Genomic DNA, 13463 nt, shown 5'->3' on the forward strand with positions numbered 1-13463 from the left:
TCGATCGTCGCTCATCCATGCTCAAATCGCGTATCCCAGTTCCACCGCATCACGATCGGCAGCCGGCGTCCGACGCCGAAGGCCTTTTTGCTCACGCGGAGGCCGGGAGCGGCCTGCCGGCGTTTGTATTCGTTCCGGTCGACCATCCGCAAGATACGGTGGACGAACTCACGGTCCAGCCCGGTCTCGTCGACGATGGTGTCCAGGTCCTGAATTTCCTCGATGTAGCGGCGCAGCACATCGTCGAGCACGGGATAGGGCGGCAGCGAGTCGGCGTCCTTCTGGTCGGGTCGCAGCTCGGCGGAAGGGGGCTTGGTGATCGTATTGCGCGGGATGACGTCGCGGCCGGCGCGCGCGTTGATGTATTCCGCCAGGGCGTACACATCCATCTTGAACACGTCCGCGAGCACGGCGAGGCCGCCGTTCATGTCGCCGTACAGCGTCGCATAGCCGACCGACATCTCGCTCTTGTTGCCGGTCGTCAGGAGCAGGTGGTTGAACTTGTTGGAGACGGCCATCAGGGTCAGCCCGCGCGTTCGCGCCTGGATGTTTTCCTCGGCGATGCCGGGCTCGGTGCCGGCGAACAGGTCGGCCAGCATCCCCTCGAACGCCTCGACGGCCGGCGCGATCGGGATGCGGTGGCACGCGATGCCCAGGTGTTCGGCAAGCGCGACCGAGTCGTCCACGGAGCCCGTCGACGAATACCGCGACGGCATGGTGATGCCGACGACGCGGTCGGGCCCCAGCGCGGCCACGGCGAGCGCGCAGGTGACGGCGGAGTCGATGCCGCCGGACAGGCCGAGCAAGGCCTTCGAGAAGGCGCCCGTCTTGCCGGCGTAATCCCGGATCCCCAGCACCAGCGCGTCGTGCAGGTCGGCGATGCGGTCGTGCACCGCCGGCGCGGCCGGCGTGCCGGCCTCCATGTCCCAGATATACAGGTCCTCGGTGAAGGAGGCGCAGACGTGGAGCGGCCGGCCCTGGGCATCGTGCACGCGGCTGTCGCCATCGAACACGATCTCGGTGTTGGCGCCCACCTGGTTGACGTACACGAAGGGGATGCCGTGCTCGCGGCAGTTCTCCTCGATGAGCCGGTTGCGGACGTCGTGTTTGCCCGGGTAGAACGGCGACGCGCTGATGTTGATAAACAGGTCGGCGCCGGCGGCGGCCAGCTCGTCGATCGGGTTGGCCTCGTAGAGGGAGTAGGGCGCCTGCTCCTCGTTATTCCACATGTCCTCGCAGACGTGCAGCGCGAGGCGGAGGCCCCGCCACGCGACCGGCGCACACGAGCGCGCCGGCTCGAAGTAGCGGTTTTCGTCGAACACGTCGTACGTGGGCAGCAGCGCCTTGCGCGCCGTCGCGACGACCTGCCCGCCGTCCAGGAGGAGGGCGGCGTTGAAGAGGCGTTTTCCTCTGGTCGACGGATTGCGGACCGGTGCGCCGAGGATGACGCCGAGGCCGGCCGGCACGCGCTGCGCGATCCACTGCACGGCGCGCTCGACGGAAGCGATGAAAAAGGGGCGGTCCAGCAGGTCCTGCGGCGGGTACCCGCAGACGCTCAGCTCCGGGAAGACGACCAGCTCCGCCCCGCGCTCGTGCGCGCGCTGGGCGTAGTCGACGATGAGCCGGCTGTTTCCCGTGAGGTCGCCAACGGTCGGGTTGATCTGGGCGAGCGCGATCTTCATGCGGACGGGCGAAAGTTCTGGATGACGATCAGGCGGCGGAGCAAAACGCCGGCTCTGGGACCCCCGTTGCGCCGGGACGTTCCAGCCGGCCGCGCCACGAATGGGCTCGACAGGTGAATGGCCAGCATGTATATTCCGGGAAGCGCTTCTCCGGCGTATCCTACCCTATTCACGTTGAGCGGATTGTCCCATGAGCACCAAACCCGTTACCCGTCGCGACTTCGTCAAAACCACGGCCGCAGCCGGCTTCGCCGCCACGATCCTGCCGCGCCATGTGCTCGGGAAGGGCTTCAAGGCGCCCAGCGACACGCTCAACGTGGCCGGCGTCGGCGTCGGGGGCATGGGCGCGAGCAACATGAACGCGCTGACGAGCGAAAACATCGTCGCGATCTGCGACGTGGATTTCGACTTTGTCCACAACGCGGTCTACGCCGACGGCAAGCCGCGCGAAGGGCGCGAGGCGCTCGCCCAGGCCTTCGACCGGGCGAAGCGCTATGCGGATTTCCGCGAGATGCTCGACAAACAGAAAGACATCGACGCCGTCGTGGTGGCGACGCCCGACCACACCCACGCCACCGTGGCCGCCACGGCGATGCGGATGGGCAAACACGTGTACGTCCAGAAACCGCTCACCTGGTCGGTCCACGAGGCCCGCGTCCTCCGGCAGCTCGCGAAGGATACCGGCGTCGTGACGCAGATGGGCAACCAGGGGCACTCCACCGAGTCCGCCCGGCGGGTGAACGAATACATCCAGGCCGGCGCGATCGGGCCCGTCCGCGAGGTGTATATCTGGACGAACCGTCCCGTGTGGCCGCAGGGCGTGCCCCGCCCCAAGCGGATGAAAATGGACAAGCACACCGGCTGGGGGATGGACGAAACCCAGCAGCGTATCGCCTACGGCTTCCGCGGCCGCAAGGCGCCCCGGATCCCGAAAAGCCTCAACTGGGACCTCTTCATCGGGCCGGCGCCCTACGTGGATTACCACCCGATCTACCAGCCCTTCACGTGGCGCGGCTGGCTCGACTACGGCACCGGCGCCCTGGGCGACATGGGCGCGCACCTGATGGATCACCCGTTCTGGGCCCTCGGGCTCGAAGCGCCCACGGGGATCGAGGCCACCTCCACGCCGTGGGGCGCCGACAACCTCAGCCCCTGGGGCGGGCCGCAGCGGGACATCGCGTCGTTCCCGCTGTCGATGACCGTGCACTACGACTTCCCCGCGAGCGGCCTCAAGCCGGCGCTCAAAATGCACTGGTACGACGGCGGCATCATGGCGCCCCGCCCCGAGGCGCTGCCCGACGAGGTGCCGCTGCCGCGCGATGGCGGCGTTATCTATGTGGGCGACAAGGGGGTGCTCCTCCACAAGGACTGGGGCGCCGAAGCCCGCATCTACCCGGATCGCCTCTGGGAACAGTACAAGGATACGCCGAAGACGTACGAGCGCGTCGAGACCACGCACGAGATGAACTGGGCCAACGCCTGCAAGGGCATCGGCAAGACCGTTTCGCCGTTCGACTACGCCGGCCCGCTCACGGAAACCATGCTGCTCGGCGTGGTGGCGCTCCGCGCCGGCCAGGGCGTCAAGATCCGGTGGGACAGCAAGAAAGGCGAGATCACCAACAATCCCGAAGCCAACGCTTTCCTGCACCGGCAGTACCGGGAAGGGTTTTCGTTGTAAATGCAAATTGAAAAAGGCAACATGCAAAACGGGTCGACAAGGAGGAGTTGCCGGCCCGTTTTGCATTTCATTTTTTAATGCACCTTTTTCATTTTGCATGCAGCGCGCGCAGCGCGCTGTGGTACCGCTGCAACCGCTCGATATCCTTCGGGCCCAGCTCGTCCAGCCGGCGCAGATCCAGGTTGTGTTCGATGTCCACCTGCTTGACGCGCCGCGCGAGGGGATCGCCGCCGGCGCGCGCCACGAACGCCTCGTAGGATTCGTGCGGCCGCCGCGTCATCGCGTCGACGGCCTCGACGATGTGCGACGGAAAGCCGTCGACCCGGAGATCGTCGAGGGTGAGCGGCGAGTCTTCCACCGTGTCGTGCAGCAGGGCGACCACCATGGCGTCGGGGTCGTCGAGGCACTGGAACATGAGGTGGAGCGGGTGGAGGATGTACGGCGCGCCGGCGCGATCGCGCTGCCCAAGATGGGCGTCAAGCGCCCGCTGGAGCGCCCGTTCGATTTGCTCTTGGCTGGTCATCTGGTGGGGCGGGATGGGGGGCGATACGGGATTCGGGATACGTGATGCTCGATGTTCCGCAATGTCGTATCGATCTGGCCATGATATCAAGCATCCCGAATCGCCCATCCCGCATCCTGCATACCCGCATCCTGCCACTCCGCCCCACTCACTGTCCATCGACCGCATCCTGCCATCATCTGCGATTCCCCACTGCATCACGCGAGGCATGGCCAGCATGTGATCCCCGAACCGTACGCTGGGATCCCCGGTCCGCCCATCGCATCCCATCCCATTTGCTGAAACCGCGACGGTAGCACGTAACCGATCGTAAATGACGCGGGCGTCCCCTGCTGCGGTGTGCGGCCTAGCTCGTGGGTCCGTTTCGTGTTCAATGCCAGCGAAAGTATGTAAAAGCGTGCTCCGCTCGACACGGCGCGTGCAAATGGGCGATCTATCGGAAACGGGGTGGAGGACTCGTGGGGAGATTCCCCACAAAACCTTGTATACCTAGCAGCACGCTATTGGTGCCTGCAAGACAAAAAAAATTCCGGGTTCGAGCGAAGCCGACGTCCGCACGCGCGGCTCGGCATTCGGAACCGCTTCCCGCTTGCATGTAGGGCAAAATGATATTGCCGATCGTTTCCATGCCGTTGATCACTGATGGTTCCGTTGATTCATGATGTTTCGTCGCCAGATCCTCTTCGCCGCCACGCTCAGCCTGGTGGCCGCCGCCTGCTCATCAACCCCGCGCGCGATGCCGGAAGCCGCGCCGATGGCGGCATCGGAAGCCGGCCCCCGCATCGTGGGCGGCGTGGCGGGGCTCGCCATTCCCCCGGAAGACACCGTTACGGCGGGCCCGGCCATCGTCCAGGCCTCGGTCGACCAGGAGCTGCGGCGCTTCAGGCTTCCGCCGGGCTACCGGCTCGAGCCGGTGCTCACCGAGCCGGCGATCAAGGAGCCGGCGGCCATCGCGTTCGACGGCAACGGCCGCCTCTTCGTCCTCGAACTCCGCGGCTACATGCAGGACGCGGACGCGACGGGCGAGCTGGATCCGGTCGGACAAATCTCGATGCACGAGGATGTCGACAACGACGGCGTCTACGAGACGCACCACGTTTTTGTCGACGGCCTCGTCTTCCCCCGCTTCGTGATGCCGTTCGGCGCCAACAGCATCCTCACCATGGAGTCGAACGAGGACGAGGTCTACCGTTTCACGGACACCGACGGCGACGGGCGGGCGGATAAAAAAGAGCTGTTCACGACCCACTACGGGCGGTCGGGCAACGTCGAGCACCAGCAGGCCTTCCTCTACTGGGGGATGGATAACTGGATGTACAGCACGTACAACGCCTTCCGCATCCGCTGGACGCCCGACGGGATCCTGCGCGAACCGACCGGCTCGAACCGGGCGCAGTGGGGCGTGACCCAGGATAACGAGGGCAAGATCTGGTTTCAGGGCGGGGCGAGCGGGTTGCCGTCGTACTTCCAGTTTCCGATCCATTACGGCAACTACGACGTCGACCAGCCCTACGCGGATGGGTTCAAGGTGCCGTACGGTCTCGCCGGCGTGGGCGACTTCCAGCCGGGTCCCGGGGCCTCCCGCCCGAACGGCACGCTCAACGAGGTGACCGGCTCGGCCGGCAACGACATCTTCCGCGGTCACCGCCTGCCGGCGGACCTCGTGGGTCATTATTTCTACGGCGAACCCGTCGCCCGCATCGTCCGCCGCGTCGAGCCCGTCGTCACCGAAGGGCTCACCCGGCTCCACAACGTCTATCAGGCGGATTCGTCGGAGTTCATCCGCTCCACCGATCCCCTCTTCCGTCCGGTCGACCTCGCCACGGCCCCCGACGGCACGCTCTACATCACGGACATGTACCGCGGCATCATCCAGGAGGGCAACTGGACCCGCAAGGGCAGCTTCCTCCGTGCCAAGATCGAGCAGTACAGCCTGGACAAGAACATCGGCCACGGACGCATCTGGCGGGTGACGTATGACGGGATGCCCCGCGATACGGAGCGGCCAAGGATGCTGGACGAAACGCCGGCGCAGCTCGTCCGCCACCTCGCGCACCCCAACGGCTGGTGGCGCGACACCGCGCAGCAGCTGCTCGTGTTGCAGCAGGACCGGTCGGTCGTGCCGGCGCTCGTCGACCTGGCCCGGCAAAAGGAAAACCTGCTCGCCCGGTATCACGCGCTGTGGACGCTCGAAGGACTCGGCGCGCTCGACAAGAGCCTGGCCCGCGAACTCATGCAGGACGCCGAACCCGGCATGCGCATCCAGGCGCTCCGCGCGAGCGAAACGCTGTACAAGGCCGGCGCCACGGCGCTCGGGGCCGACTTTCGCCGGCTCTCGCTGGACAAAAACCCCGACGTCGCCATCCAGGCGATGCTGACGATGGACGTGCTCGGCGCCCCCGAAACCGAGGCCGCCGTCAAACAGGCGATGGCTTCGTCGCCGGCCGAGGGCGTGCAGTTCGTGGCCGCGAAGATCCTGGAAAAACCGGAATCGCCCTGGCCCGGGTTCACGGGCAGTACATTCCGGCTGACGGACGCGCAAAAGGAGCTGCTCACGAAGGGCGTGGAAATCTATGGCGAGCTGTGCGCCCAGTGCCACGGCGAGACGGGGCGCGGCACGCCGTTCGGCGGCAGCGGGCAGACGCTCGCGCCGGCCCTCGCCGCGTCGCCCCGGCTGTCGGGCCACCGCGACTACGTGATCAAGACGCTGCTGTACGGACAGACCGGCCCCATCGAGGGTAAATCGTATCCCGGCGACCTGATGGTGGCGATGGGCGAAAACGATGACACGTGGATCGCCTCGGTTGCGTCGTATGTCGGCAACAGTTTCTCGAACGAAGGCGGCTGGGTCACGCCCGAGGACGTCGCCCGCGTGCGGGCAGCCAACGCCGGCCGCACCGCGCCCTGGAAGCACGACGAACTGATGGCGTCGCTGCCGCGGCTCATCGAACCCCGAGCGCTGAAAGCCACCGCCAGCCACAACGCCGCCGGCGGATCCGGCGCGTTCAACTTCGCGGGGTGGTCGACCCAGGCGCCCCAGGAGCCGGGCATGTGGTTCCAGATCGAACTGCCCGAGCCGGCGCCGGTGGCGGAGATCCAGTACACGGCCAACATGCAGCGTTTCGGCCGGCCGCCGGACGCGCCGCCGCCGCAGTTCACGTCGCCGCGCGGCTACGAGGTGCGCGTCTCGATGGACGGCACGACCTGGAGCGAGCCCGTCGCGGCCGGAAGTGCGGATGGATGGGGTGGATCGATCGTCTTCGAACCCGTGCAGGCCCGCTTCATCCGCATCACCCAGACGGCGACGCTCGCCGAGCCCCGGCCGGCGTGGACGATGCAGGAAGTTCGGGTGTATGCGCGCTGAGACCGGGGGTCAGACGCGGGTGCATGAACGCGGCATGCGCTTAGGATGAAATGATCAGCGCTCGAACCTGGAGAACAGCTCCCGGGCCCGCACCATGTCCGCCACGAGCGTCTCAGGATTCAAGGGCGGAGCCTGCTCGATGAGGAGGTAGCCGGAATAGCCGTGCGCCAGGTTGGCGCGGACGATGCCGGAGACGTCCGTCGCCCCGGTGCCGTAGTTGACCGTCTTGTAGGTCCCGAACGCGATCGTGTCCTTGAGGTCGATGTGGAGGATGCGCTCATGGAAGCGCTCGACGACCTCGAAATTGTTTACACGCGCCCCGTCGAAGTGCCCGGTATCCTGGCACATGCCCACGTGGCGCGAGGGGACGGCGTCGAAGATGCGGGCGTAGTCGTCGATGTTTTCGAGGACGTTGTTGGCGTGATTCTCGACCAGAACGAGCACGTCGAGGTCCTCCGCCGCCGGCGCCAGTTCCTTCAGCGTGGCGATCACCTGATCGAGCGCTTTCGTGTTGTCGTCGGGTCGTCGCTCGCCCGTGAATTTGACGCGCCGGCACCCGAGGGCGCGCGCCTGCTCCATCAGCCAGAGCTTGTGCGTCACGTCGCGCACCCCGTTGCCGCCGAAGGCCGTACCCTGCAGGCAGATCGGCTTGAGTCCGTTTGTATAGCAGCGCTCGCGGATGCGGTCGATCCCGGTCGGGGTCAGGTTGCGGGGATACCAGACGTTGAATTCGACGTTGCGCACACCGATCTGCGGCACGAGGCGGAAGGCCGGCGCGAAGTCCTCATCCCCGAACCCATCCAGGCAGATGGTGGCGATGGCCAGCGCCACCCCGTTTCGGGCGTCGATGTCGTCGAGCGGCGCCGTGGCGCCGGTCAGGGTGGCGGCGAAGCCGGTTTTCAGGAAGTCGCGGCGATTGGGCATGGCAGGGAGAGGCTCAATAAGGATTCAGCGGGTGAGGAACGCCATCAGGTCCCGCAGGTCGTCGACGGTCAGGTTGGCTTCGAGGTCTTCGGGCATGAGCGAGGCCTCGGCGATGCCGTAGGAAGCCACGTCGCGGTAGGTCTCGAAGGTGCCGTCCGGCAGCATGAGTTCGATGGACGATTCCCCGATGTCGATCTGTCGGCCGTAGTGCGTCCGCCCGTCCGTCGTCGTGACATACCAGCCCTGGTACTCGGGCGAAATCTCGTCTGACGGACGGAGGATGGCGTTGACGATCTGCTCGCGGGTTTTCGAGCGCCCCACATTCGTCAGATCCGGACCGATGACGCCGCCGCGGCCCTCGTAGCGATGGCAGAGGCTGCACTGCGCGAGCGGCGAAAAGAAGACGCGCCGGCCACTGTCCGCGTCGCCTCCCGTGGCGACCGCGGCCTGCCAGGCGGCCTCCGTGTCGGGGCGATCGGACGGGGCGCCCAGCGCCATCGCGATCTGCGCATGCAGCGCCTCGCGGATCGGATGATGCTCCGCGAGGAGCAGGTCGACGGATGCAAGGACCTGACGGACGGTGTCGGCCAGGGGCCGGCCGCGCAGGAGGCGCAGGCTTTCGCGCTGCACCGCCGGCGGGCCGTCGACCAGCGCCTGCATCGCATCGACCGTCGCGTCGCCGGGCTGGCGGGCCAGGGCGCTCATCGCTTCGGCGCGCAGCGCCTCCGCGGCGCTATCGTCGCCGGCCAGGTCGCGCAGCGCCCTCGCGACGCCCGCGTCAGGCACGTCGCCGAGGGTGCGGACGGCTTCCAGCGCGAGATCCGGGCCGCCGGTCTTGGTCAGGGAGATCAGCACATCGACGTGGTCGGCCGGGTGCTCCAGATACCGCAACGCGATGGCGCGCGTCGCTTCCGGCAGCGCGGGATCGCCGACGAGCGCGGCAAGGTAGCCGGCCGGCAGCACGCGCTTGAGCTGCTTGGCCGTCGGTGCGGCCTTCGCGCGGTAGGCGGTGAGGAAGTCCGGCTGGAGATGGCGGACCGTCGCCAGATACGTCTCGAACAGTTCGGGATGCTGCTCCGACCGGAGGCCGCGTTCGACATCGGGCAGCACCTCCGTCATCCCGGCGCGTCCCACCCATGCGAGTGCGGCGCGGCGGACGCGGGCGTCCCCATCGGTCAGCAACCGCCGGGCGATGCCGGGATCCGACAGGCCGGCGCGGCGCATGGCCACGATCGCGCCGACCCGTAGCCTCGGATCGCTGTCGTTTGTCAGGGCGTGGAGCGCGTCCCGAAACGCCGGCTGCGCGAGCGCCGACTGGGCCGCCTGCTGTTGAAACGGATCGTCCGAGGCGAGGGCGTCCTTGAGGGCCTCGAGGTCGTCCGGGTTGCGGGTGGCCCGCAGGACGTCCAGCCAGCCGTTGTTGGTGTCGTTCTCGGGCTCCTCGCGCGGCGAACGCGGCGCCAGCCGCTCGACGTTCGGTTTTGTGTCGATCCGCCAGAGCCGGCCTCGGCCGTGGTTCGGGTACTGGCGCATCACCCAGTCCGTGACATAGATGCGCCCCTTGCTGTCGGTGGCGAGGGCCACCGGGCGAAAGTCCGGTCCGCCTTGCAGGATCGTCTCGCTCTCGCCCTGCAGCGACATCCCGCGGGGGGTCATCCGGATGCGCACGATCCGGCTTTCTTCCCAGATGGTCGCCAGCGCGTTGCCGGCATAATCCGCCGGCAGCGCCGCGAGATCGGCGTTAAGCAGACCGGACGGGGCCTCTCCGAGGCTGGCGATAAACGGCAGGGTGCCGGGGAGTTCGCCGTTCCATGCGAGATACGGATGGATGCCGCTGCCGCCATAGAGCGACTGGTAGCCGTAGTCGCCGCCGGCCACGACGTGTACCAGGCGGTTGGGGCCCCGGCTGTCGGGGTCGTTGTCGATCGCGAGGAGCCGGCCGAAGGTGTCGAACGTCAGGTCGAACGGATTCCAGAACCCCGTCGCCACCTCGGAGAGCCCGGCGCCGTCGGGCCGGCTGCGGACGATGTCGCCGCCGTCTCCGTAGCCGCTCAGCGTACGGCCATCCGACCCGCGCAGCGTCCAGGGTTGTCCGCCCACGTTGCCGCGGGAAACGTACATCCACCCGTCGTGCGAAAAGGCGATGCCCAGCAGCGCGGCGTGGTCGTACACGCTTTCGGGCTCGACGAGGGCGAGCACCGTGTCGCGGGCCTCGCTCTTCCCGTCGCGGTCGCGATCGTAGAGCCGGATGACGGCCTTGCTGGTGACCACGAACAGGTCGCCGTCGGGGGAGAACCCGAGGTTCATACCGTCCTGGAAGCCGTCGGCGAAGAGGGCCGGCTCGGCCTCGTCGCCTTCCACAAACCGCTTGATCCGGTCGCTCGTGGGGCCGGCATAGTCGGCCGGCTGCGTGTGGGTATGCGATTCGAGGACGTAGAGGCGGTCTTCCCCGTCGATCGCCAGCCCGATCGGGGTGACGAGATCCGGGTCGGAGGCGACGAGCGTGAGGACCAGCCGCTCGTCGACCGCGATCGGCGTTTCGCCGTCGACCGAACGGTCAGGGCCACAGGCCGGCAGCTGGAGCAGGGTGGCGAAGAGCAGGAACCTGCTCACGCGCAGGGCATGAGGGGCGATGTGCGTCGATGCGGACATGAAGCGGTTTGATGGCATGGCGCCGGGGATGCGGGCGCCGCCAAGATCCGAAGAAAGTGACGCCTGAGGCAACTTTTTCGTTGTCTAACTATCTACTACAAGGTAAGTCGCGCCTGAAAGAGGCCCGCTTCCGGCACGAATCCGCTTTTCCCCAACCCGCCAGCCAGGCCGCGCGTCGCGCCACGGCGCGGACTAAAAGCGCTTCCGTTGTGCGTGCATCTCCGCTGCAATCACCCTAGAACGAACACGATGATGACAAAGCATACTCGAGGACTCGGCTGGGCCGGCGCCATCACGCTGGCGCTGGTCGTCGCATGGGCGATGCCCGAACGGTCCGTGGTATCGACGCTGACGCTCGGCGATCCCGCGATCCAATCGATCGGGGCGCTGACGTTCGGTCCCGAAAACATCCTGATCGTCGGCGATTCGAAATCCGCCTCCGTGGTCGCGCTCGACGTGATGGATACGGACGCGCCGGGCGATGCCCAGATCAACGTCGGCAAGATCGACGCGAAGATCGCCGGCCTGCTGGGCGTTGAGCCGTCCGCCGTGACGGTGCACGACATGGCGGTGCATCCGGCCACGCACAACGTCTACCTGTCGGTCAGCCGGGGCCAGGGGCCCGAGGCGCAGCCGGTGCTGCTCAAGGTCGGTAAAGACGGCGCCCTGTCGGAAATCGATCTGAAGGCCATCCGATTCTCGAAGGCCGCGCTCGCGAATGCGCCGGCGGCTGACGCCACCGACAACCGGGGCCGCAGCCTGCGCACGAATGCGATCACCGACCTGGCGTACCGCGACGGCAAGGTCTATGTCGCGGGTCTCTCGAACGAGGAGTTCGCATCCAGCCTGCGCCAGCTCGACTTCCCGTTCAAGGCGTCGATGACGTCCAGCAGCCTCGAGATCTTCCATGTCGCTCACGGGCAGTATGAAACGCACGCCCCTGTCCGCACCTTCATGCCGTACGATCTCGGCGGCCAGGCCCATATCCTCGCGGCCTACACCTGCACGCCGCTCGTGGCGTTCCAGGTGAGCGGCCTTCAGGACGGCGCGCATGTGAAGGGGACGACGGTGGCGGAACTCGGCTATGGCAATACGCCGCTCGACATCGTATCGTACACCCGCGACGGCCAGGATTACCTCCTGCTTGCGAATACCAACCGCACCGTCATGAAGATCAAAGCCAGCGACCTGGTGGGCGCGGCGAGCCTCACGGAGCCGCTCCAGGGCGATGCGATCACCGCCGGCGTGGCGTACACCGCGCTGCCCCGGGTGGGCGTGCTGCAGCTGGACACGATGGGCGACGAGGCCGTCGTGATGCTCCAGCGCGAGGTAGCCGACGGCTCGCTATCGCTCCGCTCGTACGGCACCGACTGGTTCTGAGCCCGATCCGTTTTCCTGGTTCTGATGACGCGTTCCATCGCTCTGATGCTGGTCGTACTGTGCGGGTTGTCGTCCGCGTGTAGACCGGGTTCTTCGACAGACAAAACGGCCGGCGATCCTGCGTTGTTGGGGTCGCCGGCGTTGCTTTCGGCGACGATGCACCTCGTCGAGGACGGCGGCCAGATCGTAGTCGAGTTGCAGGACATCCCCCTGCGCACACTCGAACTCCTGCGCGCGAATCCCTTGCCGCAGGAGGCATGGGAGGCGCTGTTTTCGATCTACGCCCACGACGCCCTCACCGCCGACGCGGACGTGCACCCCGTGCGCGGACGGTACCGGATCACGGGCTACGCCGTCCGGTTCGAACCCCGCTACCCGTTTGCGCCGGGTACCTCCTACCTGGCGCGCCTCGAGCGCGGCAGCGACCGGGAAGAGATGGTCTTCGTCATGCCCAGGGCCGAGCCGGGCGAGCCGGCGCGGGTCATCTCCGTCTTTCCCGGCGCGGATACGCTGCCGGCGAACCTGCTCAAGTTCTACATCCAGTTCTCCCGCCCCATGCAGGCCGGCCAGGCCTACGAACGGCTTTCGCTGGTCGATCTCGCCACGGGCGAGCCGGTCTACGGGCCATTCGTCGTCCTCGATCCCGAGTTGTGGGATCCGGATCAGCGCCGCCTCACCGTCCTCTTCGACCCCGGCCGCATCAAGCGGGACGTAGGCATCAACCTGGAACTCGGGCCGCCGCTGGAGGCCGGGAAATCCTACCGGCTGGTGGTCGACCCGGCCTGGCCCGATGCCGTGGGGCGCCCGATGGGCGAGGGGTACACGCGCACCTTCCATGTCGTCGCCGCCGATCGCGTGCAACCCGACGTCGCCACCTGGCAGTTCGATCCGCCGGCCGCCGGCACGCGCGATCCACTCGCGATCCGTTTCCCCGAACCCCTCGATTACGCCTTGCTGCAACGCCTCCTCCGGGTGCGCGACGCGACGGAGCGGGCGGTGCGGGGCGACATCGCGCTGACGGACCGTGAGAGGGGCTGGGCGTTCACCCCGGAGACGCCCTGGCGCGCCGGCCGGTATACGCTCGAGGTGGAGACGATTCTGGAGGATCTCGCCGGCAATACCCTGCGCAGCGTGTTCGATGTCGACCTCCGCGACGCGCCTCCGTCCGAGGAGCGCGAGGCGGAAACGGTCCGCCGCCTCACCTTCGAGATCGCGCCGGTCCCTGACCCGGCATCACCAGCTTCCGAATAGGCGCGCAGG

The 13463-nt window shown here is 67.2% G+C and carries 8 protein-coding genes; 4 read left to right on the top strand and 4 right to left on the bottom strand.

The features are described from left to right. Nucleotides 1–11: 11 nt before the first annotated feature. Nucleotides 12–1682: an NAD+ synthase gene (locus R2834_12960; GenBank protein ID MEZ4701240.1), complete on the bottom strand. Its 1671-nt coding sequence runs from the start codon at nt 1680–1682 to the stop codon at nt 12–14. A gap of 190 nt (nt 1683–1872) precedes the next feature. Here R2834_12960 and R2834_12965 point away from each other — a divergent pair, with 190 nt between their 5' ends. Continuing rightward, complete coding sequence (locus tag R2834_12965) at nt 1873–3360, top strand: Gfo/Idh/MocA family oxidoreductase (protein ID MEZ4701241.1); 1488 nt, start codon at nt 1873–1875, stop codon at nt 3358–3360. An 88-nt stretch (nt 3361–3448) separates the two neighbouring features. Here R2834_12965 and R2834_12970 read toward each other — a convergent pair whose 3' ends face one another. Further along, nucleotides 3449–3883 (bottom strand): hypothetical protein, encoded by a 435-nt coding sequence (locus tag R2834_12970; protein ID MEZ4701242.1) that lies wholly within the window; start codon nt 3881–3883, stop codon nt 3449–3451. Nucleotides 3884–4541: 658 nt separating this feature from the next. Between R2834_12970 and R2834_12975 the strand changes: the two genes are divergently transcribed. Next, complete coding sequence (locus R2834_12975; GenBank protein ID MEZ4701243.1) at nt 4542–7247, top strand: discoidin domain-containing protein; 2706 nt, start codon at nt 4542–4544, stop codon at nt 7245–7247. A gap of 54 nt (nt 7248–7301) precedes the next feature. On the opposite strand, the gene R2834_12980 is transcribed toward R2834_12975, so the two are convergent. Together R2834_12980 and R2834_12985 are read right to left on the bottom strand one after the other, a co-directional pair. Further along, the gene (locus tag R2834_12980; GenBank protein ID MEZ4701244.1) at nt 7302–8171 is read right to left on the bottom strand and encodes a sugar phosphate isomerase/epimerase family protein; all 870 of its coding nucleotides are present in this window, start codon (nt 8169–8171) and stop codon (nt 7302–7304) included. A 24-nt stretch (nt 8172–8195) separates the two neighbouring features. Next, nucleotides 8196–10841: a hypothetical protein gene (locus R2834_12985; GenBank protein ID MEZ4701245.1), complete on the bottom strand. Its 2646-nt coding sequence runs from the start codon at nt 10839–10841 to the stop codon at nt 8196–8198. Nucleotides 10842–11075: 234 nt separating this feature from the next. Here R2834_12985 and R2834_12990 point away from each other — a divergent pair, with 234 nt between their 5' ends. Next, nucleotides 11076–12203, top strand: coding sequence for a hypothetical protein (locus R2834_12990; GenBank protein MEZ4701246.1), 1128 nt, complete (start codon nt 11076–11078; stop codon nt 12201–12203). A 24-nt stretch (nt 12204–12227) separates the two neighbouring features. Continuing rightward, entirely contained in the window at nt 12228–13454 is a 1227-nt protein-coding gene (locus R2834_12995) for a hypothetical protein (protein ID MEZ4701247.1), read from the top strand. The last annotated feature ends 9 nt before the right edge of the window (nt 13455–13463 follow it).

It is taken from the genome of Rhodothermales bacterium, assembly GCA_041391505.1.
Lineage (GTDB): Bacteria > Bacteroidota > Rhodothermia > Rhodothermales > JAHQVL01 > JAWKNW01.